The 25,000-nt window shown below is 35.3% G+C and carries 22 protein-coding genes (1 of these 22 cut by a window edge); 8 read left to right on the top strand and 14 right to left on the bottom strand.

The window, feature by feature from the left end; all coding sequences use genetic code 11:
- The 6 genes from GXZ72_03105 to GXZ72_03080 all read right to left on the bottom strand — a co-directional run.
- On the bottom strand, window positions 1-1,343 hold the 5' portion of the coding sequence (locus GXZ72_03105) for a trehalose-6-phosphate synthase (protein ID HHT18532.1). It extends 154 nt beyond the left edge of the window; only the first 1,343 of its 1,497 coding nucleotides appear in the window; it begins with the start codon at window positions 1,341-1,343; the stop codon falls past the left edge of the window.
- Window positions 1,344-1,385: 42 nt separating this feature from the next.
- Window positions 1,386-2,684 (bottom strand): phosphomannomutase, encoded by a 1,299-nt coding sequence (locus GXZ72_03100; GenBank protein HHT18531.1) that lies wholly within the window; start codon window positions 2,682-2,684, stop codon window positions 1,386-1,388.
- 44 nt (window positions 2,685-2,728) lie between these two features.
- Window positions 2,729-3,880, bottom strand: a complete 1,152-nt coding sequence (locus GXZ72_03095; protein ID HHT18530.1) for an NDP-sugar synthase — start codon at window positions 3,878-3,880, stop codon at window positions 2,729-2,731.
- A 132-nt stretch (window positions 3,881-4,012) separates the two neighbouring features.
- On the bottom strand, window positions 4,013-4,813 hold the full coding sequence (gene otsB / locus GXZ72_03090; protein ID HHT18529.1) for a trehalose-phosphatase: 801 nt from the start codon (window positions 4,811-4,813) through the stop codon (window positions 4,013-4,015).
- A 78-nt stretch (window positions 4,814-4,891) separates the two neighbouring features.
- A complete protein-coding gene (locus GXZ72_03085; protein ID HHT18528.1) occupies window positions 4,892-6,037 on the bottom strand; it encodes a hypothetical protein in 1,146 nt (381 codons plus the stop codon).
- Between the two features lie 472 nt (window positions 6,038-6,509).
- Entirely contained in the window at window positions 6,510-8,405 is a 1,896-nt protein-coding gene (locus tag GXZ72_03080; protein HHT18527.1) for an endonuclease MutS2, read from the bottom strand.
- 268 nt (window positions 8,406-8,673) lie between these two features.
- Here GXZ72_03080 and GXZ72_03075 point away from each other — a divergent pair, with 268 nt between their 5' ends.
- A complete protein-coding gene (locus GXZ72_03075; protein ID HHT18526.1) occupies window positions 8,674-9,501 on the top strand; it encodes a sulfite exporter TauE/SafE family protein in 828 nt (275 codons plus the stop codon).
- Between the two features lie 64 nt (window positions 9,502-9,565).
- On the opposite strand, the gene GXZ72_03070 is transcribed toward GXZ72_03075, so the two are convergent.
- A complete protein-coding gene (locus tag GXZ72_03070; protein ID HHT18525.1) occupies window positions 9,566-12,229 on the bottom strand; it encodes a U32 family peptidase in 2,664 nt (887 codons plus the stop codon).
- Between the two features lie 114 nt (window positions 12,230-12,343).
- On the opposite strand from GXZ72_03070, the gene GXZ72_03065 reads away from it, so the two are divergent.
- Window positions 12,344-12,637: a hypothetical protein gene (locus GXZ72_03065; GenBank protein ID HHT18524.1), complete on the top strand. Its 294-nt coding sequence runs from the start codon at window positions 12,344-12,346 to the stop codon at window positions 12,635-12,637.
- 100 nt (window positions 12,638-12,737) lie between these two features.
- Window positions 12,738-13,580 (top strand): UbiA family prenyltransferase, encoded by an 843-nt coding sequence (locus GXZ72_03060; GenBank protein HHT18523.1) that lies wholly within the window; start codon window positions 12,738-12,740, stop codon window positions 13,578-13,580.
- 88 nt (window positions 13,581-13,668) lie between these two features.
- Here GXZ72_03060 and GXZ72_03055 read toward each other — a convergent pair whose 3' ends face one another.
- Window positions 13,669-14,190, bottom strand: a complete 522-nt coding sequence (locus GXZ72_03055; GenBank protein HHT18522.1) for an SAM-dependent methyltransferase — start codon at window positions 14,188-14,190, stop codon at window positions 13,669-13,671.
- A 230-nt stretch (window positions 14,191-14,420) separates the two neighbouring features.
- Between GXZ72_03055 and GXZ72_03050 the strand changes: the two genes are divergently transcribed.
- The 3 genes from GXZ72_03050 (at window position 14,421) to GXZ72_03040 (ending at window position 17,078) form a co-directional block, all read left to right on the top strand.
- Entirely contained in the window at window positions 14,421-15,155 is a 735-nt protein-coding gene (locus GXZ72_03050; protein HHT18521.1) for an iron-binding protein, read from the top strand.
- Window positions 15,156-15,484: 329 nt separating this feature from the next.
- Entirely contained in the window at window positions 15,485-16,423 is a 939-nt protein-coding gene (locus tag GXZ72_03045) for a DMT family transporter (GenBank protein HHT18520.1), read from the top strand.
- 10 nt (window positions 16,424-16,433) lie between these two features.
- On the top strand, window positions 16,434-17,078 hold the full coding sequence (locus GXZ72_03040) for a membrane-associated protein (GenBank protein HHT18519.1): 645 nt from the start codon (window positions 16,434-16,436) through the stop codon (window positions 17,076-17,078).
- Between the two features lie 31 nt (window positions 17,079-17,109).
- On the opposite strand, the gene GXZ72_03035 is transcribed toward GXZ72_03040, so the two are convergent.
- Window positions 17,110-17,529, bottom strand: a complete 420-nt coding sequence (locus GXZ72_03035) for a hypothetical protein (protein ID HHT18518.1) — start codon at window positions 17,527-17,529, stop codon at window positions 17,110-17,112.
- Window positions 17,530-17,945: 416 nt separating this feature from the next.
- Here GXZ72_03035 and tmk point away from each other — a divergent pair, with 416 nt between their 5' ends.
- Window positions 17,946-18,521 (top strand): dTMP kinase, encoded by a 576-nt coding sequence (tmk, locus tag GXZ72_03030; GenBank protein HHT18517.1) that lies wholly within the window; start codon window positions 17,946-17,948, stop codon window positions 18,519-18,521.
- Window positions 18,522-18,622: 101 nt separating this feature from the next.
- On the opposite strand, the gene GXZ72_03025 is transcribed toward tmk, so the two are convergent.
- The 5 genes from GXZ72_03025 to GXZ72_03005 all read right to left on the bottom strand — a co-directional run bounded on the left by GXZ72_03025 (window position 18,623) and on the right by GXZ72_03005 (window position 23,590).
- The gene (locus tag GXZ72_03025; protein ID HHT18516.1) at window positions 18,623-18,829 is read right to left on the bottom strand and encodes a hypothetical protein; all 207 of its coding nucleotides are present in this window, start codon (window positions 18,827-18,829) and stop codon (window positions 18,623-18,625) included.
- A 29-nt stretch (window positions 18,830-18,858) separates the two neighbouring features.
- Window positions 18,859-19,818 carry a tyrosine--tRNA ligase gene (locus tag GXZ72_03020; protein HHT18515.1) on the bottom strand — a complete coding sequence of 320 codons (960 nt, stop codon included), beginning with the start codon at window positions 19,816-19,818 and terminating at the stop codon, window positions 18,859-18,861.
- Window positions 19,819-19,955: 137 nt separating this feature from the next.
- Window positions 19,956-21,017: an NMD protein affecting ribosome stability and mRNA decay gene (locus GXZ72_03015; protein ID HHT18514.1), complete on the bottom strand. Its 1,062-nt coding sequence runs from the start codon at window positions 21,015-21,017 to the stop codon at window positions 19,956-19,958.
- Between the two features lie 67 nt (window positions 21,018-21,084).
- On the bottom strand, window positions 21,085-21,492 hold the full coding sequence (locus tag GXZ72_03010) for a translation initiation factor IF-2 subunit beta (GenBank protein HHT18513.1): 408 nt from the start codon (window positions 21,490-21,492) through the stop codon (window positions 21,085-21,087).
- A gap of 85 nt (window positions 21,493-21,577) precedes the next feature.
- Window positions 21,578-23,590 carry a minichromosome maintenance protein MCM gene (locus tag GXZ72_03005; GenBank protein HHT18512.1) on the bottom strand — a complete coding sequence of 671 codons (2,013 nt, stop codon included), beginning with the start codon at window positions 23,588-23,590 and terminating at the stop codon, window positions 21,578-21,580.
- Window positions 23,591-24,761: 1,171 nt separating this feature from the next.
- Between GXZ72_03005 and GXZ72_03000 the strand changes: the two genes are divergently transcribed.
- A partial coding sequence (locus GXZ72_03000) for a hypothetical protein (GenBank protein ID HHT18511.1) occupies window positions 24,762-25,000 on the top strand: 239 nt, incomplete at its 3' end.

The following is a 25,000-nucleotide window of genomic DNA, read 5'->3' as shown; positions in this document are numbered from 1 at the left end:
TGACTAATATCGTAGGGGTTCACTGCCAATACATTGTCTTTGAGTTCTTCAAAACAACCTGCTTTTTCTGATAAGATTATAACGCCTTTTTTAAGGTTAACCGCCGATGCTTCTTTGGGAACGATATTCATACCATCTGCTATGGGATTTACAATCATACAGTCATAATTTTTGAAAGCAGCTACTACAAGTTTGTAATCCGCTTTGAATATTAGTTCTATTGGTTTCCAATCATCAGTACCAAATTTTAAGTTTATTTCTTCAATTATGTCCATAATATCATAATAATAATCATAGTATTCTCTAATCTGTTGCCTGGTTGGTTTTCCAGTGGTTAAAAACTTTACTTTGCCATGATACTCGGGATATTTATGCAAAAAGAGTTCGTAAGCTTGAAATCCACGGATGATATTTTTACTTAAATCTGCACGGTCTGTTCGATAGAAAAGAAAGCAATTACCTTTAATTTCTTTAATCGTTTTCTCTTTTAGAGAAACTTCTTTTGAACTTGCCAGTTCTTTAATTCCTTCATAATCTACCGAAATTGGATAGCTTTTCACATGGGTGGATTGTCCATCATGCCAGATAATTCCATTATCATAATCTACTTCATCAACATATTCTTCACAAGTGTGAAGGAAATTGTTCACATATCTGGGGATGTGGAATCCAAGAAGGTTATTGGATAGTAACCCTTCAATAATAGCCTTTCTCATATATTCTGGAATAATGTTAAAGTAATCTGATTGAGGCCAGGGAATATGGATAAACTGGCTTAAAAAAGTATGTTTCATTTTTTTTCGGATGTAAGCGGGACATAAATAGAGATGATAGTCTTGTAACATTATAAGTGGTTCTTTATTGTTAATTTTACTTTCTGAATATACTTTTTCAGCAAATTTCTGATTCATGTATTTGTAACCTTCTTCCCAAGCTTGATGTATCCGATCATCAATATCAGGGGTGTAAGGACTGTTCCACATGTAGTGCTGAACAAACCAGAGTAAAGGATTACTTATTGTACTGTAGTAACATTCATACTGTTCTGGTTCCACTACCACAAATGGCACCCAAAAAAGAGGATTATCCTTAGTAATAGGTACTCTATTATCGGGGTATTGCTTAGCGATCTCCACATCCCCTGGAGTCATTGCACTGGCAATCCAAACACCATTTAAGGTTTCCATTAATGGTAGTAATGTTGAAACAAGACCTCCTGCTCCTCTTTTCATTTTTATCTTGCTGTTGTATTTATAAAATTCCACTGGACCTCGATTGGAAACAACTATTAAATTTTTATCCTCTAAAAATTCTAAAATTTTGTCCTGGTTCGGGAAATTCATTTTAATAACACCTCAAATTGATAAAATCGCTAATTCCCATAATTAAACATTTTCAATGATTTTTTTGACAGTTTCAGTTAGTTCTTGTAATTTTTTGGCTGATTTGGATTCGATATATATTCTTACCAGTGGTTCGAAGCGTGAAGGTCGTATTAATATGAAAGAATCTTTTAAATCAACTCTAATCCCATCCACAGTGTTAATATTATTTTTATACTCGAACTTAGCCATGAAGGTTTCAATAATCTCATCTTTTTTTTCATGTTCGCATTGGATGGTGAAACCAGTTCGGTTATATTCTCTTATTTCCCCAGCAAGAGCAGAAATGGTGTTATTTTCAGTGGCCATGATTTCTAACATTTTCACAACCGCATAAATCCCATCGAAACAAGTCTGAAATTCTGGGAAAACATACATACCTGGCTCATCCCCTCCAAAAACTGCACAATTAGATTCCATTTCATATAAAACATCATCAACTGAAGTTTTAATAAGTTGGCCACCAGTGCCGGATACTATTTCTTCCAGTGATTGTGATGCAACTATTGAAGACACGACATTACCATTGGGATTATCCTGAAGGATATATTTAGCAAAAATACCGAGCACAGTCTGTTCTCTGATCATGTTCCCATGATGATCAACGAAAACTACACGGTCAGCATCATTATCTAAAAGAATACCCATATCTGCACCTATTGCTGTGGTCAGCTCAGAAACTAATGACATTCTTTTGGGGTTGGGTTCTGGAAAATCCCCTGCTGATTGGCCAGAAACACTGCCTATTAACACAGTCTCGCAACCTAATTTATCCAAAATCCTTGGAATAAATGGTTTAGTAACTTCCTCTTTATAGTCTAAAACCAAAAAAAATCCCTTACTTTTTATGTTATCCGTGTCAACTTGTTTGAGAATGGCTTTCTCGTAAAAATCTCGGTATTCATAAACATATTGCAAATTTCCTATCTCATCCCAGGTCACACATTTAGGATGTGATTGCAGGGGAATTTCATGGTCACTGAATATTTTAATATCAACATCTTCAGGTCTTAGATGAGATTTGCTAATGGTGATTATGGCTGAAGCGTTATAATAATCCTTATTATAATGTATTACAGGTATGGGGGCAATTCCAAATTCAATAACATCTGCACCGGCCGCCATCAGCCCAGTAGTGATTGATCTTTTGATCATTTGGGAAGGAACATTGATATCCCTACCCACCACCACATTCTTCTTAGGGCCGACAAAATTCCCTACAATCACGCCTAAACGTGAAGCAAACTCATTTGAAATCTCTGTATTCACCACACCCCTGATATTTTGGACGTATTTAGTCATCTTATCCCCCATCCTTCCATGTTTCTGTGAAAAAGTTTATCTGATCATCCAACAATGGGATAATCAGAGTCAACTATGGATTCTGGTAAAATTACAGCACTGTTGTAGATGGATCTTCTTGATTTAACTCGGCTATATGATCCTAACTTTACATTGCTCCCTAAAATTGCACCACTTTCAATAAAACTTCCCCTTTCAATTGTACAACTTGAATCTACAATGCAATCCTTTAAGTATGAACCCTCCTTGACTTTGCTATCTGGGAAAATTACAGAGCCTTTAACAGTAGTATTTTTTTCTAAATGCACATTATCTCCGATAATTGTGTTTTTACCTATCACACAGTTTTTTTCTATAACACAATCAGATCCTATGACTACCGGTCCGATTAGTCTAATCTTATTTTTGATATCAGCACCTTCACCTACCCACATATCTCCAAGTCTCCCCACTCCTTCGACTAATTTTTTACCATAAGGTTTTGGCTTGATTTTTCGGTTTAAAACATCATAGTTTGCTTGAAGATATGTTTTGGGTCTTCCAAGATCATTCCAATAACCTCTATGCACGAATCCATACATTCCTGCTTTTTCTTCTAGTAATTGAGGGAAAACGTTATTAGAAAAGTCAGTTTCTCTTTTATTGGTTATGTAGTCCAAAATTTCTGGTTCCAGAACGTAAGTGCCAGTGTTGGCGATTTTGCTGAAAACTTCATGGGGTGATGGTTTTTCTAAAAATTTAATAATTTGATTGTTATCATCCAGCACTGCGATTCCATACTGACTGGGGTCTTCAACTGGGGTCAGTACCATGGTGGCAAGAGCGTTGTTTTTTTTATGGAAATGTAAAACTTCGTTCAAATCCACATCTACTAGTACATCTCCACTTAAAACAAAAAAAGTATCATTTATATGTTTACTTGCCTTTTTCACTCCCCCGGCAGTTCCCAATGGATTTTTTTCCACAGAATATTTAATATTTAAATCAGGATATTTTTTTTTAAGCAGTTTTTTGATCTGGCTTTTTAAATAGCTTAAAGTGACTACTAATTCATTAAAACCAGATTTTTTAATTTTTCCAACAATGTATTCGATCATAGGTCGGTTAGCCACGGGGATCAGTGGTTTTGGACGGGATAAAGTAAGAGGACGAATCCTACTACCTTTGCCTCCAGCCATCAAAACTGCTTTTATCATACTATATCACGGGCAATCCTTGTATTGCCTCTTCTACACCTTTATTATGTTTTTTATGATACATATAAGGTGTGGTGAAAAAAAATGTTTTTTACAGTTTGTTTAATGTTTTAAGGTATAATAATAGTTAATTTAGTTAAATAGCCATTGAAAGAATTTCAGCACTTCATCCACGCCATTAACAAAATAAGTAGAGTCTTTTTTAACGGTGGAGGGTATTTCACTGGAGAGCACCAAAATACTTGATCCTCTAATTTTCCCTTCATTTTGCATTTGTTTGAGTTTATCAAATGCATCAAGGTCAGTGATATCATCTCCTAAATAAATAATTTTTTCTAAACCATATTCTTCAATTATATCATGGAGAATAGTACCTTTATCACAACTTATTGGAGGTTTAAGCTCCACCAACTGACGTCCTTCTGAAATATTCAGTTTTTTACATTCAGGATCACCATGGAGGGTTTTTAAAATTTTTTCCCGAGGATTATCTGAGGGGTTGGATAGACGGTAGTGAATAGTGTAACAAATTCCTTTATCCTCAAATATCAGGCCCTTCATACTGGAAATATCTCCATTTTTCAGTTTTTGACCAGTTTTCTTGATTACCGGGATATATTTTTCAACATCCGGATGCTTGGATAGTTTACCATCTTTTAGAAATTCCATTCCATGGTTTCCTACGTATAGGAGTCCTTCTACTCCCACCATTTCCCTTGCGTTTAAGGCAGATCTTCCGCTAATCACTGCTACCATCGAAAATTTCTCCTTTAATTTAACCAACATATTTTGCATGGCTTTTGTGACCAATGCTTTTTCTGGAGTAGGAGCAATTTCACTAATAGTTCCATCAATATCTGTAACAATAGCAGTTTTAGGATCATTTTTAAAGATTTTAAGGTCTTTTAGATTATCAAAAAGATATCTTGACAAAGAATTCACTCCCAACCTCATATCTAAACTGAAATGACAATTATGCCTCGATAAATATGCACATCATATCATATTCTGCTAAAAAACATCTTTTAGGATGTTGATTATGTTGTAAGGGTCATTTGCCACTACTGAACTTCCATAAAGCTCCATACCACCCATATCTGCCGTGGATTTCAGGAGACTTCCACGGTCCACAATACGGGTAATATGTGGAAAATCTTCTTTTTTATTCAAAGAAGGGCTAGATATTGATAAATTAAAACTAAAAACTCCCATAGACTCAATAAAGCACTTTAGAATTTTTAAAATAGTTTTTTTTGATTTAACATCCTCAAATGGATTTTTAGAGATGATGATTACTTCTTTTTCCTTTAAAGGTGTGATGTTGGCAAAAAAACGAGTATTTCCATTTTTATGAGAAAGTCCCAGTGAATAGTGGACTTGGTAAAGATCATTAAAAAAATCAGTGCCAACTTCTTTTTTATAATTATGGTATGCTTTATGGAGTGTTTCCACACCTGCATATGGTTCTTTGCTCATGAGGATTTGGCAATGACCATGTATTTGAGAGGCCCCAGCACGAGGCATGCAGTTCCAGACAAAAAAAGGGAATACAAATTGAGGATGGTTATGGTAAACCTTTTCAAACCATGTGTAACTGGTTTTAAGGTAATCATCAAATTCATCCCCAGAGAAGTTGAGAGGATTATGATCTTTAAATATAACTAAACTGCTCCAAACATCATATTTTGCTATGTTAGCAGCTGTAATTGAATATTTACCTATTATTCGTCCGAACTCATCTTCAGGGGTGTATTTTTCTGCTTGGCAGAAATCACATCCTTCTTCTGATTCTTTAATTAATTTCAGAACATATTTTTTTTCTTTCTCAAGATCGGCCCCTATAATCCCAGGACGATCAGCCCTTAACGAGTTAAAAAGAGTGCTTTCACCAGTCCATTTATTGGTTATTTTAGTGATTTTTTGTTTTTCAATTCGTTCAACTACTTCTTCAAGTGTTTCAATGATATTTCCCAAGGCATCACGCCTTCCGAAATAATTTAATACTTTACTTTGGAAAGAATCAGGGATAATTTGGCGTCCGATTTGTGAATCGAATTTGTAAATTCTTTTAAAAAGACAATAGGCTGATTCATCTGTTCTACGTAAGTATTGAACCCTTTTGTCCAAATCTGACATTGAATTTATATCATCCAACATATAATAACCGCACCCAAATCTTGTATTGCTGATCAGGGGAGTTGACGGAATTATTCAAGCACCAAACTTAAGTTCTTTATAATAATATTGTTTTTTACTGATTTAATTATTGATCAGTCATCTCCCATTATAATGTGCTTTAATAAAAAACTAATACTAGGCCTATGAAATATTTATCAATGAGTCTAAAATGATTATTTTATCTTTTATGGGGAATAACTTGTATTAAGGTGGGACCCCTGCTGGATACCAATAATAATAGTATAATAATGATTAATCTGTAGATGTAAGGGTAAATTTTGGATTTTTTATTCTAAAATGTTTGAAGGTGAATGTATGGAGGGGCTGCATGCAGCCCAAACATGGATGATATGAGCATATTTCAAATAAACGTAGTTTAAAAAAGGCCCAATAACACAAATTAACATTTATACATTGGGGTTTGGGTGTTATCACTTAAAAAATTCTTGCCCTAAAACCTCTCCAACATCTTTCCATAGATTTCCTTCAACTTACCCTCTGATCTCTCATAAACCATCCTCAAAATCAACTCCGGCGTACTACGGGCAAAATAATTCATCCGAGGGGTCCGATCCACAATCAAGTTATATTCATCATCCAAACCCTTAGCTTCGATACCATCCACCCTTACCTCAGTATTTTTAAGAATTTCCCGAGCCATATGGGTAACGATAATTGCAAAGGATTTAGAATCTTGTATGAAATTAATGAAACTGGAGATGATTTTAACAGCAGCTTCAAGTTCAGTAATAGCCTCCAATTCATCAAGAAGTATTAATTTTTCCTCATCCCTAACTACTATAGGCATAAATGTGCTTAAGAATGATTCAAACGCCCCTGCATCAAGAGAACGCTTTTTGCTGAAAAAGTAAAGTTCATCTACTAGTTTAACACTGGCCTCTTTGGCACAGACTGGCAACCCCATTTGACTCATAATGCTGATCTGGGCCAAAGTTTCCAGCAGAGTGGTTTTACCTCCACTATTGGCTCCAGTTAATAAAACCACATTTTCCGGAGATTTTAGGGAGTAATTAATCCTTTGAACTTTAGAAATATCTTTAAGTGCTAAATTCAGATGTAAACCATCCTTAAAATAAAAACCATCACCTATGCTTGGTGCATGCAAATCATAATAATGTGCAAAACAGCCCAAAGTGAACTGGTAGTCAAATTCAAGTATTTCACGAATTTCAGATTCAACATCACTTTTAAGTTGTTCAAGCTCAACTGCGGCATTTACTTTTTTTTCAAAGAATTCAACTCTTTTTTTCCCAGTTTCCTGCTTTTTCACCCTTTTTAATTCTTGAAAGTCTATTTCTAGAGGATATTTCTGGATGAAAGGATCAAAAACAACGCCAGTATCTTTTTTAATATAATCCATGGCTTCTTTTAAGATATCGTCGAAAATTACTTGAATCTTAGGCGGCATGTCCTTATTTAAAAGGTCAAGAACTTCTTCACCTGACAGATCCACATTTTTTATAGCTTCTTTCAACTTCTCATCTGCAATATCTTTGGCCTGATTCACTGCAATGTCGAAATCTTTTTCATTTATTTCAGAGGACTCAAGAGAGCCAAGTATATTCAAAACTTCTCCCAGAACAGATCCGTATCCCAATATTGTTCTAATCTTCAGCACATTTTCCAGGAGAACCTTATTGTCATAATAATATGATAAAACAGTTTCCGGGACAATTTGCAGATCTTCAGCATCTGCACCCACCATAACCATGTTGGATGTTTCATCCATTTCCAGAATACCATCTCTATATACGTAAACCACCAGTTCGAACTCTTCAAGACTTCCAGCTTCTTGGATACTGAGGATCTGTGCCTGTTTGTTAAGACCACGATCCATTAAACCGGAGTAATCTTCCTTGGATTCAACTAGAATGGCTTTTGATGTATCATATTTTGGTTTAGTATTCACAGCATAGTCAACATTTTTTAAGAGTCCTCTTAAAGTATTGATGGGGAGACGATTTGCCATTTTTTTGGCTTCCATAACTAAACTCATGTTTTCCTGAATCTTCCCCATATCTTTACCAGGACTAAGGAGTAAAATACGGTTTTTAGCATATTCAGTGTTGGCATAGTTTATAATGGAATGAATAATTTCCTCGTAAATTTGGATTGCCCTTTCTGTTTTTAAAAATTCTTCAGTAGGATTTCCAAGAACAGTATTAATGATTTCTACTGCACGGCGTTGGCTAATTCCTTCCATATTTGCTAGTTGGTAGACTTCGTAATTGCGTGCTGCTTGGAAGAATTCTTCCTGAGTTCCGAAATGGTTAATTATTTTTGAGGCTAATTTATCCCCTATGCCTTTAATATCATGCAAATCCAATTTATCACCGTACTTTTCATCAGATTCAGCATATTGAACTGAAAATAATTCATTGTTAATTTTATGTATTTTGGCACTGATTTACTATGCTCCTTTAGAATATAAAGATTTTATTTTGAAAACTTTTACCAAGCCGAATATTTTCCAAAAAATCTATATCTAAAACTATTTTTTTCGAATCAAAGCTAATAACTAAGATTAAGTTTTAATGTAACCCAAAACAATACATCTTATTACTGGAACCAGTTTTTAATTAGGGAATGATTTTATGGAGTTATTTACATATTTGACAATTCTTCTAGTTACTGGTGCATTTGTAGGCTTTACTTCTGGCCTTCTGGGGGTGGGGGGCGGTTTTATAATGGTTCCCATCCAGTTTTTTCTCCTCACTTTAATTGGTATTGTTCCAAGCACTGCTTTAAGAGTGGCGTTTGCCACCAGCTTGGCAGTGATCCTCCCCACTGCTTTAAACGGTGCATGGGGGCATTGGAGACGTGGTGCAGTCCAAATTAAACCAGCAATAATTCTAGGAGTATCGGGATTGTTTGGGGGCATATTAGGTGCTTTAACTGCTAGTTATGCTTCAGTTGGAATTTTAAGTTTTGTGTTTGGTATTGTGGCATTATTTAGTGCTTTTTGGATGGTTGGATTCAAATATTCTGAATCTGGAGAAAAACAATTTCATTCCAGATCTTCCTACTCCATTTGGGGTTGTGTAGGAGGTTACCTATCTGGACTACTGGGTATTGGTGGGGGTGTGGTAATGGTGCCAATTCTTAATATACTCCTTAAATTCCCAATACACAAGGCAATTGGCACATCAATGGCGTTCATTGCTTTTGCATCGGCTGGGGGAATTATAACTTATCTATGCACAGGTATATTTGCAACTGGACTACCTCAATACTCCATTGGTTACATAAATATTGTGCAACTCGTTGCTCTTACTGTTACTAGTATTCCAATGTCTCATGTTGGTGTTCAAGCTGCTCACAGACTACCCGAAAAAAAGTTAAGATACCTCTTTATTATGCTCTTAATTTACATAGCATTAAAGATGATGGGACTCTTTCAATGGCTAAACTTACCCTTTTAAAATCTGCAATCCCTGGAAAACTTTCTTAACATCCGAAAAAATACTAAAACCACTCAAGTGTTAATTAATCGTTTTCAACACCCCTTATAAAGTTCCCGGTTGTTATCCCCCCGTTTGAATTTTTTTTAACTCTTTTTTTTAGTAAATCTAATTTATTACCCAAATTAGGGACACTATTAACCGTAAATTCCCGTGCTTTCTGGTAAATTGGTAAAATATTCTGTATATAATTAACTGGTTTATTCCTTGCATCAATAATCAGATTGTCCAATCCCATCTTCGAAAGTTGAGGAAGATAATCAATAAGACACAATTCCACGGAATTAAAAATATGGGTCCTGTACTCCTGGTCAATTTCCACAGGAAATATTCTGTTTTTGGAGTCTTTAATTCCTAAATGGCATGAATGGTTCAGTTTTCCAATTATCCCTTTATCTGGCAACAAATTCCAAAGGCAGTCTTTGCTCACTATAGCTTCCAAATTTCCCTGGATCAAAAACCCAAAATCATGATTCGGATAAAGAACTTTGCAATTTGACATCAGTTTTTGCAAGTGTTTCTGGGATAATTCAGGGGATAATGTAATGTTATGTATATATTTTGAGATTTCACCAGTTGCCATGTGATTCCAGATGTTTAATCTTTCAGATCCATATATTTTGACTGAACTAAAATCTTCTTTTAAGCTCCACATCGCGCCTAAGTTGCCAACCATAACTCCATCTATAGTATTTTCTTCTAAAGGGTTAAGGAGATTAGTTGCGCCCATGATAAAATTTTGGCTGGTAATATCCGGCCACTTCCAGATTAATTCCAAGTCTGATTCATTACAGAGGGATGCGACTTCTTTTAAAGAGGAATGAATCTTTTCAAAATATGTTTCATAATCATGAGAATGTTTTATGCAATAAAAATTATCATCAGATTCATCACGCCCCATATATTCAATTTTTGGTTGGAAATAAATCTTTTTGCACCCTAATTCAAGAGCAGCCTTAAATGAACGAACAGAGTCCACATAAATGGCTAAATTAATATCTCCAAGTTTATCATTATAATTAATTTTTTTATCCAATTTTTCATCTTTTTTCCAACTATCAAGACGGGATTTGACTAATCCAACTTCTTTAGAAGATGGCAGATATTTTTTCAAGATTTTTCGTTGAACTTCTTCCAGAATTTCTCTGCGTAAGTGATTCAGATTACTAATTGGAGTAAATAAATTTCCAGGATAATCTATAAGCACGTTTCGGATGTGAAATGGGGTTCCCCCTGTTTTGAGAAGATGTTTACTAATTGTTTCAGTTGATAATGGTTTTTTTATGGCTTTTTCCATTGAAAAATCTGCTTTATATTTAATTTTAATATTTTCTAGATGGGGTGGTGATGCAGTTACTTTAGCCAGAGGAGTGAATGTTTCATTCCATTTAATTTCAATTTCCAGGGGAATTTTGTGAGGCAAATTAATATTTTTAACTATTTCTTCTGCTTCATGAATCATGGATTTTCTACGGGTTATGAAAACATCACTACCAATTTTCACATCTTTGTCTAGTTTTATGAATAAATTATCTTTTACAGTGGTGGGATTATGCTCAAGTATGGTTCCCCAAAAATTGGCTGATGGCCCTGTTTTTTCAGGATCTTTAAATATAATTCCATCGCCTTTTTCAAGCACAACCTCAGATTTCCTTTTTATAACTGTATAACCTTGTTTTTTCGGATGATTCATGACTTGTCCTAAGTATAAGCCTCGATTTCCTGGATGGTCTCTTCCCATGACTGATGAAGTTTTATTAAAAATCCAACCATCAGTTAAGCCTCTGTTAAAACACAGTTTAAGCTGTGACATTTCATGGTTACTGGGGTTCCACTTTCCCTTGGATAATGAGTTCAAAGCATCCCTATATACTTTTATTACGTTAGCAACATATTCTGGGGGTTTCATTCTGCCTTCGATTTTAATAGAATCCACCGATGATTTTGCTACCTCTTCTAGGTGGGAATAAATGGCAAGGTCTTTGGTTGATAGAAGAAAATGATCATTTAAGGGGATTTCCTCAAACTCCATATATTTACCGGATTTGTCTGTTTTGACCATTACTAACTGGTAATTTTTCCGACATGGCTGAGCACACATTCCTCGATTACCACTTCTACCTCCGATAATAGATGAAAGGAGGCATTGTCCAGAATAGGAGTAACAAATTGCACCATGAGCAAAAACTTCCAATTCTATTTTCCGATTTTTATTTGCCTTGGCAGAAAATTCAACCTCTTCCAAGCTCATCTCCCTGGCGAGAATCACCCTCTTGAACCCATTATCCGCAGCCCAACTAACTCCTTGGGGATTATGAATAGTCATCTGGGTTGAACAATGCAAGTTCAAGTCAGGCACGATCTTTTTAGCCAGACTAGCCACACCCAGATCTTGCACAATCACTGCATCGGCCCCTATACTGTAAAGTTGAACTAGATAATCACCTACCTTAAATAATTCATCTTCATGGATAAGGGTGTTTACAGTAATGTAGACTTTCACACCGCGCAGATGAGCGTATTTGATGGCTTCCTCCATTTCTTTCAAGTTGAAATTAGGGGCAAATTGCCTGGCTCCAAATCTTTCACCTGAAAGGTAAACTGCATCTGCCCCGGCATTAACACTTGCCTTTAAAGTATCAATGGAACCTGCAGGTGCTAAAAGTTCTGGTATACGGATATTAGACATTTTTTACTCACAAACTAATGGGATATTCAAAGTATGGATCAAATGGATTTTACAATATCTTTTATAGGCAAATTATATAAAAAAATTCTATTATAAAATAGGCTAAGTGAGAATATGGAAACTGAACAACTCTTGAAAACTTTGAAAATAGTCATTACACTGGCAGTGATAATTGGGGCCATGGGAGCAATTTTCTACTTGATTTATGGATTTACTATTCTCTGGCAAGCAATGGCAACCGGAATTGTAACTGGATTTTTATTAATCTTGGTTTTCATATTATTGGTATTAGCCATTTATTTTTACTTGAAAATGTTATTAATCAGAAGAGACTTAGCCAAATGCAAGGAAGAATTGGAGAAAATAGCCAGAAAATCTGACAATTCCGGTCATGGTGAACTTGAATAAATAAAAAGGTTATACAAGCCAGAATATTAATTTTTAAAAGGGAATAATTTATTATAAAACAAATCAATATTTTATCTTCCAATGAACTGGGTGTAGTATTATGAATCCCTATATAGAAATATTGAGGCCAGGGAATGCTATAATGGCAGTTATTGCCATTTTGTTAATGGCAATAATAAGTGGAAAATTCACATTGGAGGTGGCAATGGCTTCAGTGGTAGTGTTCATTGTTACCGGGGCTGGGAACAGCATAAACGACTACTTTGATCATAAAATTGATGCAGTTAACAAACCAGAACGTCCCATCCCCTCAGGGAGAATTACCCTAAAAAAAGCATTAATCTATTCAATCACTTTGTCTACAGTGGGAATCCTAATTGCCCTTTTAATAAACGTTCTCCTTGGAAGTATTGCCTTTTTTAGCTCTATTTTGATGATATTTTATGCTCGTGATCTGAAGACAAAATGTTTGATTGGAAACATAGCCATATCCTTTTTAACAGGATTGTGTTTCGTGTTTGGTGGAATTGCAGTTGACCAGATAACGATCTCAGTTTATCTAGGATTTTTTGCCTTTTTAATGACCATGGCCCGGGAAATTGTGAAGGATATGGAGGATATGGTGGGTGATAAAAAGGAAGGAGCCACAACCCTACCCATATTATACGGTAAAAGGAATTCCTCAATTATTGCTAGCTTTTTCATGATAATTGCCAGTTTAACTAGTCCAATACTCTATTTTATAGGAATATTCAGCATATACTATTTAATTATTCTCTTAATTGCAATTATTGTGTTCTTATCATCAGCAATATCCATATTAAAAGATCAATCCCTTGAAAACACTCGAAAAATTTCTAAAAGAATCAAAATAGGGATGGGGATCATATTTTTAGCGTTTGCTGCTGGTTCCCCATATTTAACTTCATTTTTCCAACTTTAAAAAAGAAAATGAGCTGAAATCAATAAGTTATAATTATTACCCTAGATTGAATCATCATTTCCGAGATTAAATCACCAATGCCTACTTTCTATGAATACTCTTTATTGTTTTTTTTAAGGGGTTTATCACTTTCTCCAATAATATAAAGATATATCCGTTCCTTTTCATCTACTTTGCTGGGAGTCCAATCTTTGAATTTCCAAATGTAAGACACAACCCGAGTCCCAGGTTCAAGTTCTTCCTGGAGTTTTTTCTTCAATTTTTCATTGGTTCTGCCCCAGAGGAATAGGATAACCACTGTAGCTTGGCTGAGATTCTGGTGAAATAGGTTTCCCCAAATTATTTTCACGTGCCCCTGTAATCCTAATTTATAGATATTTGCCTTGGACCATATCACACGGATCGGATCAGCCTCCACTCCCACTCCCAATGCGTTGTATCTTTGTACAGCTTCTGTAACAATTCTACCATCGCCTGATCCCAAATCATAGACCAAATCTTCTGGGGTGACATCTGCCATATTTAACATTTTCCGAACCACTCTCCTAGATGAAGGAGAGTACGCTGCACCAATGGCTAGGGGCCAGAGTATAGAAAAAGCAGCTATCATGATCAGAATAAGTAAAATTGGAATCAATGTGTATATTGTCATCAAAAGCTTCAAATCCTCCTTAAGTGTTTTTCAATAGATTATTTCAATAAATTATATACTCTTCTGCTTCTAATATTATTATATATTCAGTTTATAACACAGTAAATCATTAAATTAGCATCATTAATTTATTTATTTAAAAAACACTTAGTAAATCTCAACTCATAAAATTCAGTGGTGATTTTTAAATGACTGATAATAATCCTTCAGAGAATAAAATGAAGATTAAAATAGTAAAAGACGGGCCTTACATTGTTTCGGGCAGTGTTCCCTTGTATGAACAGACAATAATAACTGATGAAGCTGGTCACACTAAGGACTTGACTGATGAAAAAGAATTGCCCCTAAAAGATACTTACACCCTTTGCCGTTGCGGTGCATCAAAAAATAAACCATACTGTGATGGTGAACATAACAACATTAAATTCGATGGCACTGAAACAGCCAGTAAAACACCTTACATTGAAAGATCTCAAATATATGAAGGTCCTGAATTGAGATTAACCGATGCTCCTGAATTTTGTGATCACTCCAGGTTCTGTCTCAGATCCGGTGGAATTAGGAAACTAATTGCCCAATCTAATGTTCCAGAAGCTAGAAAAACAGCAATTCAACAAGCCATGATCTGCCCCTCTGGAAGACTGGTACTGTGGGATAAAAAAACTGGAAAACCATTCGAAAAAGAATTCAAACCATCCATTGTCTTGATACACGACCAACAGAAGAAATGTCCAGGCCCAATCTGGGTTAGGGGTGGAATACCAATGGAATCAGCAGATGGTACAAAGTATGAAACCCGGAACCGGGTTACACTCTGTCGTTGTGGAAAATCGGAAAATAAACCCTACTGTGATGGCAGCCATTGGATGAGCTCCGATTTGAAATTGAAATTCAGGAAAAAATGGGGATTAGATGAAAAATAGAAGATATAACCTTAATCTTCTAGTTGGGCATTTTAAAAAAATTATACCAAGTCCTTAAATTTCCATCATCATAAACACCAATAAAAGCTGTTTTCATACTACCTCTTGTCTACATTCCTATTAATAAAGATGAATGGCGTACCTATTGTTCTTTTATCATTTTCGTTTATTATTGACTGTGGGCATTCAAATGATTCCAAATTAACAGAAATCTAACTATTGGATTTAAACTGATGACACCTAATTTTTTACATACTACTCATTTTCCCATAACTAATTAAATCATTCCAACTAATTTATCTGTAATATAAATAAAAGCAGGGCGTAATATGAATCGTTTTTGGGGATATTTTAGTGCAATAATAGTGGCTGTGTTATTTGGGGTTTGGATAACGTTGGATAAAATTTTACTAAACTATCTACATCCCCTGACATTGGCAGCCATGGTTTATATGTTGGCCAGTGTTTTTCTATTCATGATTAGGTTTTCCCCTTTACACAACCACATACTTAAGATTATCCACAGAGAAAGCAGGGTTAAAATAAAAATTTCCCGAAGAAATTACTTTACCTTATTTTTAACAGCACTTTTCGGAGCTTTCATAGGTCCGGCATTATATTTGAATGGGTTGAACCAGATAACCGCAGTCAATGCTGCTTTTTTAACAAATTTTGAAATTCTCTTCATCATTATTTTAGGCATTCTCTTCCTGAAAGAAAAGGTTCAACTTAAAGATATAGTTGGGTTTGCTTTTTTGCTGTTAGGTGCTATTTTTTTGAGCACTAACAATCTTCAAAATCTCACTTTCGATGAAAATTTATTTGGCAGTCTTCTAATAATTGTAGCATGTTTTTTTTGGAGCATGGACACTACGTTGACCAAGTTTTTGAGTGATAAGCGAGATATATTCTTTTTAACTGGTTTAAAATGTGGCATTGGTGGCATGATTCTGTTTACAGTATCTTCTTATCTGGGTTTAAGCTTTAATTTACAACTAGATATGTTACCAATTTTACTGTGCATTGCATGGTTTTGCATGAGTTTTTCTGTAGTTCTCATATACCTTGCAATCAGGGAAATTGGATCCACGCGAACCGGATCAATATTTTCTACCAGCTCTCTTTTCGGAGCATTTATTGCATTTATAGTACTGGGAGAACCTTTAAAAATAACTCAGTTACTGTTTGGTGTACTGATGTTTGTAGGCATACTTATATTATACAAAGATGGCGATCTAAAAAGTAATGAGGAGCTTAAACTAAGTTAAAGTGGGTGTCATGTTCACAACAATTATTAAATCCATAGAATCTTTGATAATTAGCCACACATCCTTAGCAGTATTTTTAGGATGTATACTGGAACAGATAATTGTTCCCATCCCTGCCAGTCTCATAGTTGTTAGCTCTACCTTTGTGATTCTTAAAGGAACCAGTTTTTCACTGGCTGCTTTAGGTACTTTATTCATTAAAATAATAATTCCCGCTTCCCTGGGAATCACATTAGGCTCACTTGTTTATTATGCACTCGCTTATAAACTGGGAATGCCATTTATTGAACGAACAGGTAAATATTTGGGGGTTTCGGTTCAAGATATTGAATCTGTTGGGAAAAAAGTAGATGAAAGCCGTTATGATGAATTATTCATTTTCTTGGCACGTTGCTTCCCAGTTATTCCCGCCATAGCAGTCAATCTGTTTTGTGGCATAATCCATTATGATTTGAAAAAATATTTGATTATCACCTTTTTAGGCTCTGCTGTTCAAATATTAGGTTGGGGATTATTAGCCTGGTTCTCTGGAAACGTGTACATGATTTTAGAAGATAAAATTGCATACATTGGCAATATAATAACTGTGATAATTATCTTGATTGTGATTTACTTTATAATAATGAAAAAACGTGAGATGAAAAGGAAAAAATAGTAAATAATTATTTTCTTCTTTTATCATCTTTTTAAGGGTTTTTTAACCATTCTAGAACTTCTTCAGCTATTTTTTCGGAGATATCTTCGATCCAGTCCTGTTCGCTCCAAGTGCAAACATTTTCTTCTTCAATATCACCCACTATATCCTCAACCCGGTCTTGGTCCGTGTATTCACCTACTGTTGATTCACAGAAACTGAACTCTTTTTCATGATTGTCAAAAATCACATCCCAGTTTTTCTCATCTCTAAGCTCCCAGTACCAATAATAATTAGTAACAACCTCTTCTCCAGGGTTGTGTTCACTGAATGATTCTTCTTCCTCATAACCAACGATCAAGATATTGCCATCTTCAAGGTCGATGTGTTTTTCCCAGCTATCCCTTTTCCCAGGTGCTCTTTCCATCTCAGTTTCTTCTATCTGATCTATCAGTTCTTCTTTTTCCAAGATTTCCATACCCCCCATGATGTCTTCTTATGAAACATGAATGACAAATTTTTTTATGAAACCCTTATATTATTTTTGTAATTATTTTTATTTTAATGGATCGTCTGGGTAATTGATAAACAGAATTTAATAGAAAGTCTTTTTAATAATATTTTTCTGGTTATTAAGCCTTTCGTATTATCTTATTCCAATTTAAACTATTTTAAAATTTTACAGACCCATAGACAAAAACCAAGCCTAAAATATCACCAGCATCCATGAATCTTAAAGTACTTCCTCCACCTATAAGAGAATTTGGATTTTATTTTAGAGTGTCCAGGATAGTAAAAAAATACTAAATAAACATAGAAAATAAATATGATAATGAATTTGATTAGATTTAACAAAGTTTTATTAAGAATTTTGAGGAAAGAAAGAGCATGTACATTTGTATGGAAGGAATTGATGGTTCAGGTAAATCCACACAACTTAAAAGCTTGACCAAATGGTTAAAAGATTGCGGACTCTCTGTAACTTTGATAAGAGAACCAACTGATTCTCCAGTAGGTCTGCTTATTCGTAAGATGCTAAAAAAACCTGGTGCGCAGGATGAAAACTTCCAAAGAACTTTAGCACTCCTTTTTGCAGCTGACCGAACCCTTCTTATGGATGAAATCCGCAGAAAAGAAAAGATGAATCAAGTTATACTCAGTGACCGTTCATTTTACTCCAGCTTGGCTTACCAGAACGGAACAGAATGGATAGCCCAAATAAATCAATACGCCCTAAAACCAGATTTGGTAATACTATTGGATGTGGATACTGAAACTGCTCTAAAAAGATGTGAAGGAATAGACAGCTTTGAAGAGAAAAATTTCCTGGATAATGTCCGGAATAAATACCTAAAACTTGCCCAACAGCACGATTTCATGGTGGTAAATGCTAATAATGGATTCAACAAGGTACATGATGATATTAAAAGAATTGTTGCACGTAAATTAGGAATGTGTATTTAACAATTGATACTCTCTTTATTGGCATAGAAAATAAGAATAAAGAATATTATTATTGTTGACAGACCTTAAAGAAAACAGGATTGTCTGAAAAATTCCCGGGGTCAACGTTTTTCTAACTCTTTAAGGCGTTGATTAAGGGCTTTTACAATATGATCCTGAGCTTTTTCTAAATCCTCCTTTTTACCAAGAAGCACTGGTCCATAATCCGTACTTTTAAGTTCAAGACCAAATTCATTTATAACTTCGATCATAATCCTTTCAGTAATCCCTGCAGGAATTCTCATCTCGTACATCATCTCTTCATCCATACTAACACCTTTTTAATCCATTGATTCATTTATGAGTTTTTTTTAAGATAATTCCGAACTGGCTCTAAGATATCCGCTAAACAATCTGCAACACTATTTTTCAAATCTAAAGGATGCAAATCTCTATTTTTATACATTTTTAAGAGTTCTTCCTGGGTTAAATCCAAATTTCCGCCGAATTTATCCGGCCTTTTAATAACCAGCCTATCCTCTTCGCTGAATATGAAATGATGGGCTATTTCTATTATGGGGTTTCCTTCAATCTCACCAGCAGGACAGTAACTCTTTTTGATTTTCTTTTTGATCACCTTTGGCTCATCATCTATGGCTATGAAGTTTTCCTTACTAGATGACATTTTATCAGATCCATCAGTACCATGCAAAAGAGGGGTGTGAATACAGACTGGTGATTGAAATCCTAATTTAGGTAAGTTGTCACGTGCCAACATATGAATTTTCCTCTGTTCCATACCTCCCACAGCCAAGTCCACATCTAAAAACAACATATCCACGACTTGCATCAATGGATAAATGACCTCTGCTACCTGATGATCCTCAGCATCCCGGGTAATTTGGGCCATACTCCTTTTAGCCCGAGTTAAAGTGGTTAAAAGCGCTAATTGATAAACTTTCATGGTGTAATCTTCCCGAGTTTGGAAGCTACTCCCTAAAATAAATTCAGCTTCTTCAGAAAGCCCCAAAGCCCTGAAACATTTAGCATTATAATCAGAAATTTCTTTTATTTCCTCAAGACTGCCCTTACCATTGAGAAAAGCATGAAGATCAGCTAGGAGTATCTTTACTTTGAAACCTGCTTTTTCTAGGTCTATCATCTTTTTCACAGTGATGGCATGGCCCAAATGCACCTTACCGGAGGGTTCATATCCTATATATGCAGTTTTCTGATTTTTTCTGATTTTTTCGTCGAGTTCATCTGGAGTTACCACCTCCAGAGCACCTTTTTTTATAATATTTCTTGTTGAATCAATGTCCATGCTGTCACCATCTTTGCACTGTTTATCCAGAGATTATATTTGAATTTTTTATACATTCTATCTAATACTATCCGTCTAACTTAATTTACCTATTTTCATTTCAATAAAATAATTATTTTCTAATTCCAACTTTATTCCAGGAGAATATTTGAGGGTAGGATATAGATTTTTTCCAAGATTTCCACCACTTTCACCTGGTCGCCAATGTTTATATCTGAAAATTCAGGTAATAAATCCAGATCAATGGGTTGATATGTTTCCGGGTGAAGTAACTGGATTTTAGTCGGAGTTTTGGAGGTTACAGTGGTAGTTTTAATCTCTTTTCCATGGGCTGCCAACTGTAAATTGGAGTATTCACGCCAAGATAATGAAATTTTATCCATTGTTTCCAAGTCATGGATAAGTATCCTTTTACCATTTATATCGATTACCAAGCCAATGTGTTTATCATGAGTAATGAAATCACCTTTATGGAAAAAAGGGAGTCTGAAAGATATCCATATTCTATAAAGATCTTTTCCCGCTGATTTGTCTCTGCCCATGAGTCGAGGTGATTCTCCTATTAAACCCCCCATTTGGTCTTTCAAAGCATTTGAAATCTTCCGGGCAGCTTTATAAGAACCAAAATAATAGTCAAAACCCCCTTTTATTTCTACTTTCTGGGTTAGATAAGCCATGCGGTTTTTATGGAATAACTTTTCCAAGTTTTTTTCAATAATTTCATCAGCAATCTTTATTTCGACAGAACTTAACGGTCTTTTATCTCCCCTCAACTGCAGCACTGCTTCATAATATCCTGAAGCATGTTTACTGCATTCTGGACACACACTTCGGTTTAGTTTAACCTTTAAAGTAAATTCTCTTTTTACAGGCACTTCCAAGACTTTACCACTGGCTTTCACTAACATCTCCAATATTGATCCTTTTTGGTTAATTGGATCTATTTCCAGAACGATATCTTCGGCATTTTCATCTGGCACAGATTCTTGGACTATTTTTTCGGCTATGATATCCTCTTCGGACTGTTTACGCTCCAACCACTTGTCACCTGCATGAATTGATGAGCAGTGAGCACAAAATTCAACTGTCATATCTGAAGGAATAGTGATTAATGTGTTTCCAGATGCAAAACAGGAGCTGCAACGACCTTCATAGAGTTTTACGTTTTCTTTACCGCACTCAATACAGAACATGGTATCTGATTTGCTTTAAAAATGTAATTTTTAAACACAAAAATGAGATAAAAAAAGAGGGGGGGAATTAAAGAGTCTTCAAAGGGGCTTTAGCACCGCATGCTTCACATTTCAAGATGAAAATACGGTCTTCCCTTATGATTTTAGTGTCAGGACGGTTACACTCGTGACACATGATAAAGCGTTTCACATAATCGTCCATCCGTTCATTAATCAGATAATGGGTGAATTTTCCCTGCATTATGGCTCGGTTTCCCTCCAAGTTACCAGCAGTACCTAACTCTCTTAACAGAAACTTAAGAACATGTTGGGGGTCCCTGTTCATTGCGTCGGTTACTTCTCCAAAATTTTGTATGATTGTCCTGTTTCCCTGGATAATGGAGTAGGCCTTAGGCACAGAGAACCTTTTGGTTTCCCTGGCTTGTGGGGGGATCTGCTCAATAGCCCTATCCAATAATTCTTCATAATCGCTCATAATCAATACCTCCTTTAAATAAAATTTGAATAAAACTCGTTAAATGAATTTACTTGAATAAAGAAAAATTTAAGATGTTTAAAGCTTAAGCAACCCGAAGGTAGCCCTGCTGAGGTTCATAAATGATTCCTTTTCGTTTTAACTGGCGGATCAGGTCTTCAACCTTTTCCTGGCTCATATTATATCTATCTCGCATTTCAGTTATAAGTATATTGGTGGGGGCTCTTCCTCCATACTCTTCTTCAAGTTCTTTGATGATTTCCTGAACCACTCTAATTTTGTCCCGATCAGATTTGGGTGTTCGTCCTTCAACCTTGTCGATATCAACTTTACCAGTCTCTGGATCATACCCTACTTGTTTTAAACATTTTTCTTGCAGACTAACAGCACGTTTTGCATCATCTGCAGTAACTTCATCTCCTAATCGAATTTTAGCGCTTGCTTCAGCCAGACGGACCAGTGCCTCTAATTGTCTAGCAGTTATAGGTACTGGGGAATCTTCATCTGAGGCCCCTCCACGCATACCCACATAGAACTCTCTAAGAACATCCATAGCTTCGTTAGTCAGATGTGGGTGTATTTCTCTCCGAGCATAGGCAATGTACTTTCTGAGGAGCTCCGGATCTATTTCATATGGTATAGAAGTATCTCGGTGAATATTTAGGATGTGACTGGCCAGTGCACTGTCTCTTTCCACATCTGGCTTGTCCTCAACCACAAAAATCAAATCAAAACGTGATAATATTGTAGATGGCAGGTTTATCTGCTCTGCTATCGATTTATAACGATCAAAACGTCCAAATTTTGGGTTTGCCGCTGCCAAAACCGAGCAACGTGAGTTTAAAGTAGCCATAATACCGGCTTTTGCTATACTAATGGTTTGTTGTTCCAGTGCTTCGTGAATTGCCGATCGATCTTCTGGCCGCATTTTGTCCAGTTCATCGACACAAACATTACCTTTATCACCCAAAACAAGTGCACCTGCTTCTAAAGACCAGCCACCGAATTCATCCCTTACTGCTGCAGCAGTCAGTCCCACTCCACTGGTTCCTTTACCACTGGTGTAAATTCCTCGTGGTGCCAGCTTAGAAACATATTTAAGCATCTGGGATTTACCTATTCCAGGGTCTCCCACAATTAGAATGTGAATATCTCCTCTGATCCTGGTTTTATCTTCCAGTTCTTTAGCGGATCCACCAAACAATTGGAGGGCAATAGCCTCTTTAACTTCTCGGTAACCTTTGATGGATGGTGCAGTTGAATTGATGATTTTGTTATAAACATCTGGGTTAGCAGCCAAATCTCTAATCTCTTCTTCATCTTCAGGACTTATCTGCAACTCTTCGAATTCCTGTTCCAAGGCTGAAATGTAGTTACCATAGATATAATTCTTGAAACGTTTGGTTTTTTCATCCCGAACTGTTTTCATGGTTCCGGTTATTCGAACCACGTCTCCCGGGGTCACTGTGTCCACCAAGTCATCTTCAAGCACCACGCTTATCTGACGGGGTTGTTCACCTCCTGAAAGGTTTTCCAGGGGTTCCTGGACTTTGGTGGATTGGGTGTCCAGGAATTCAGATTCTTCCTGCAGGATTCGGAAAGAACGACCTCCACATTCTTGGCAGAGTGCTGGTTCAGTAATGAGATTACTTTTCTGTTGCACTTCATGCAGCCGCATGCAACTGCGACACTCAAATATGGCCTTTAAAATACGTGGACGGATTTCATCGGTCTTACGAACGATTCCATCCACTGCCACTAATTTTCCAATATATTTACTTCGTAAGAAGCGTAAGGGGATATTGTTACTCACATTTTCAAAACGAATATGCAGTTCAGCATTCTTTCGAAGGGGGTCAATGTTCCCAATGGCTTTTGAGGCAGCCTTAATCACTTCTTCCGGTTTTTCGATCAATAAATCAGCCAGGTCCGGGTCGAACATCTCTAGCTCCACATAATCCACTATGGCTGATTTTTGGTCTGGATATTTTTCCAAAGCCTCAAATACAGTGTCTTTATACTTGGTACTAAAGAATTCCTCGAACTTGGCCACAGGATTTTTAGTTTTATCTGTTGTAGTCTGAACTGAAGTTTCCATCGTCTAACTATAATCCCTTCTATTATAAAATTATTTTCTCATAAAAAAAATTAAATAAAAAAAGTGTATAATTACTTTAAATCTTTTAAAAAAATGTAATAACTACGATCGTTATACAAATAAACTACTTTTAATCTAATATCAATTTTTAAATTTATTCAATTGTTACATGCCTTTTTTTAGTAGTAATTTAGGGGGACTGTCAAAAATTGGGGTGTTTTTGAAATTTATGTTTTGATAAATAAATTCTTTTAATAATACTTATTTTCTTAAATAAAAAAAACAAAAAGCTATTATAGTAATTGGAGTATGGTATTTATCATATTTAGCCTAAAAAACACTTGTTTCAATTGATAGTTTTTGATCAGAGTTATAAAGTTTCCTATTTTTGTGAATGTTTATCTAAATATGAGAAAAACCAGTTTAAAGAGATATTAATGCCGTAAAATCGCCTATAAAAATTAAAAAATACACAGGAATCAATATTTTCAAGACAAAAAAATTGAAAACTGGATTCTCGGATATGAAACCCATGAAAAAGAAATAAACAACTGTTATTCTGGACATTGCATCTTTAACGTTGAATGGATTAAACTTAACAGTGTTTGGAATTACCGATTTACTTTATTCGACAGTATTTATTCGACAATAAAACAGAATATTAATTGTGGCTGATGAAATTATAATAAATTAAATTAAAGGTTATTTAAAGGTTATTCAATCAATTATCATGGATTAATCAATGTCTTAGTTTAAAAACTTCTTTACATACCTTGATGATGAAAATATCGAACGAATTTCAAATAAATTGGAAAATCAATTCCAAAAAACATTTCCTAAAACCATTAAACTGATAATGTAGATTAAAAATGGGTTAATGTCATGAAAAAACATCAGAAAAGAAATCTTAAATCAGATAAAGGCTTTCGGCACTCAACCCCCCCAGTTTTTGGACAGAGCCATATTAGGTCTATTTTTTTTGAAAAAAATGGGAGTGAAAAAATTGATTAATGAACGGACTGAATATAAATATTAGATTAAATCAGATAATATATGATAGTGAGTTATAATAGAAAGTACTCCTTTTTTTAAAAAAGGTAAAATTCCTTTAAAAATCAGTTTTATTTCCCTTTAAACATTATTTATTAAATAAAATTTAATAGGTGACTGAATGAAACGATCAAGATTAAGAATGTTTAAGGTTACGTCAATGACCATTTCAATAATGGGAATTGTATTGATAGTAGCCACAGTGGGCATTTTAGCCTACTTGGGATTTGAATCATTATCATCTTTCATATCTGCAGATGCAACTTCAAGCACGGCGCATGATGAATTAGTATCCTTGAAAAATGATTATTCGAGTTTGAAGATGGAATATGATAATGTTAAACGTGATGTGGAAGCAAC

The organism is Methanobacterium sp. (assembly GCA_012838205.1).
In the GTDB taxonomy this organism is placed as follows: domain Archaea; phylum Methanobacteriota; class Methanobacteria; order Methanobacteriales; family Methanobacteriaceae; genus Methanobacterium.
The sequence above is the reverse complement of the archived record's forward strand: the minus strand, read 5'-3'. Positions and strand labels throughout refer to the sequence as shown.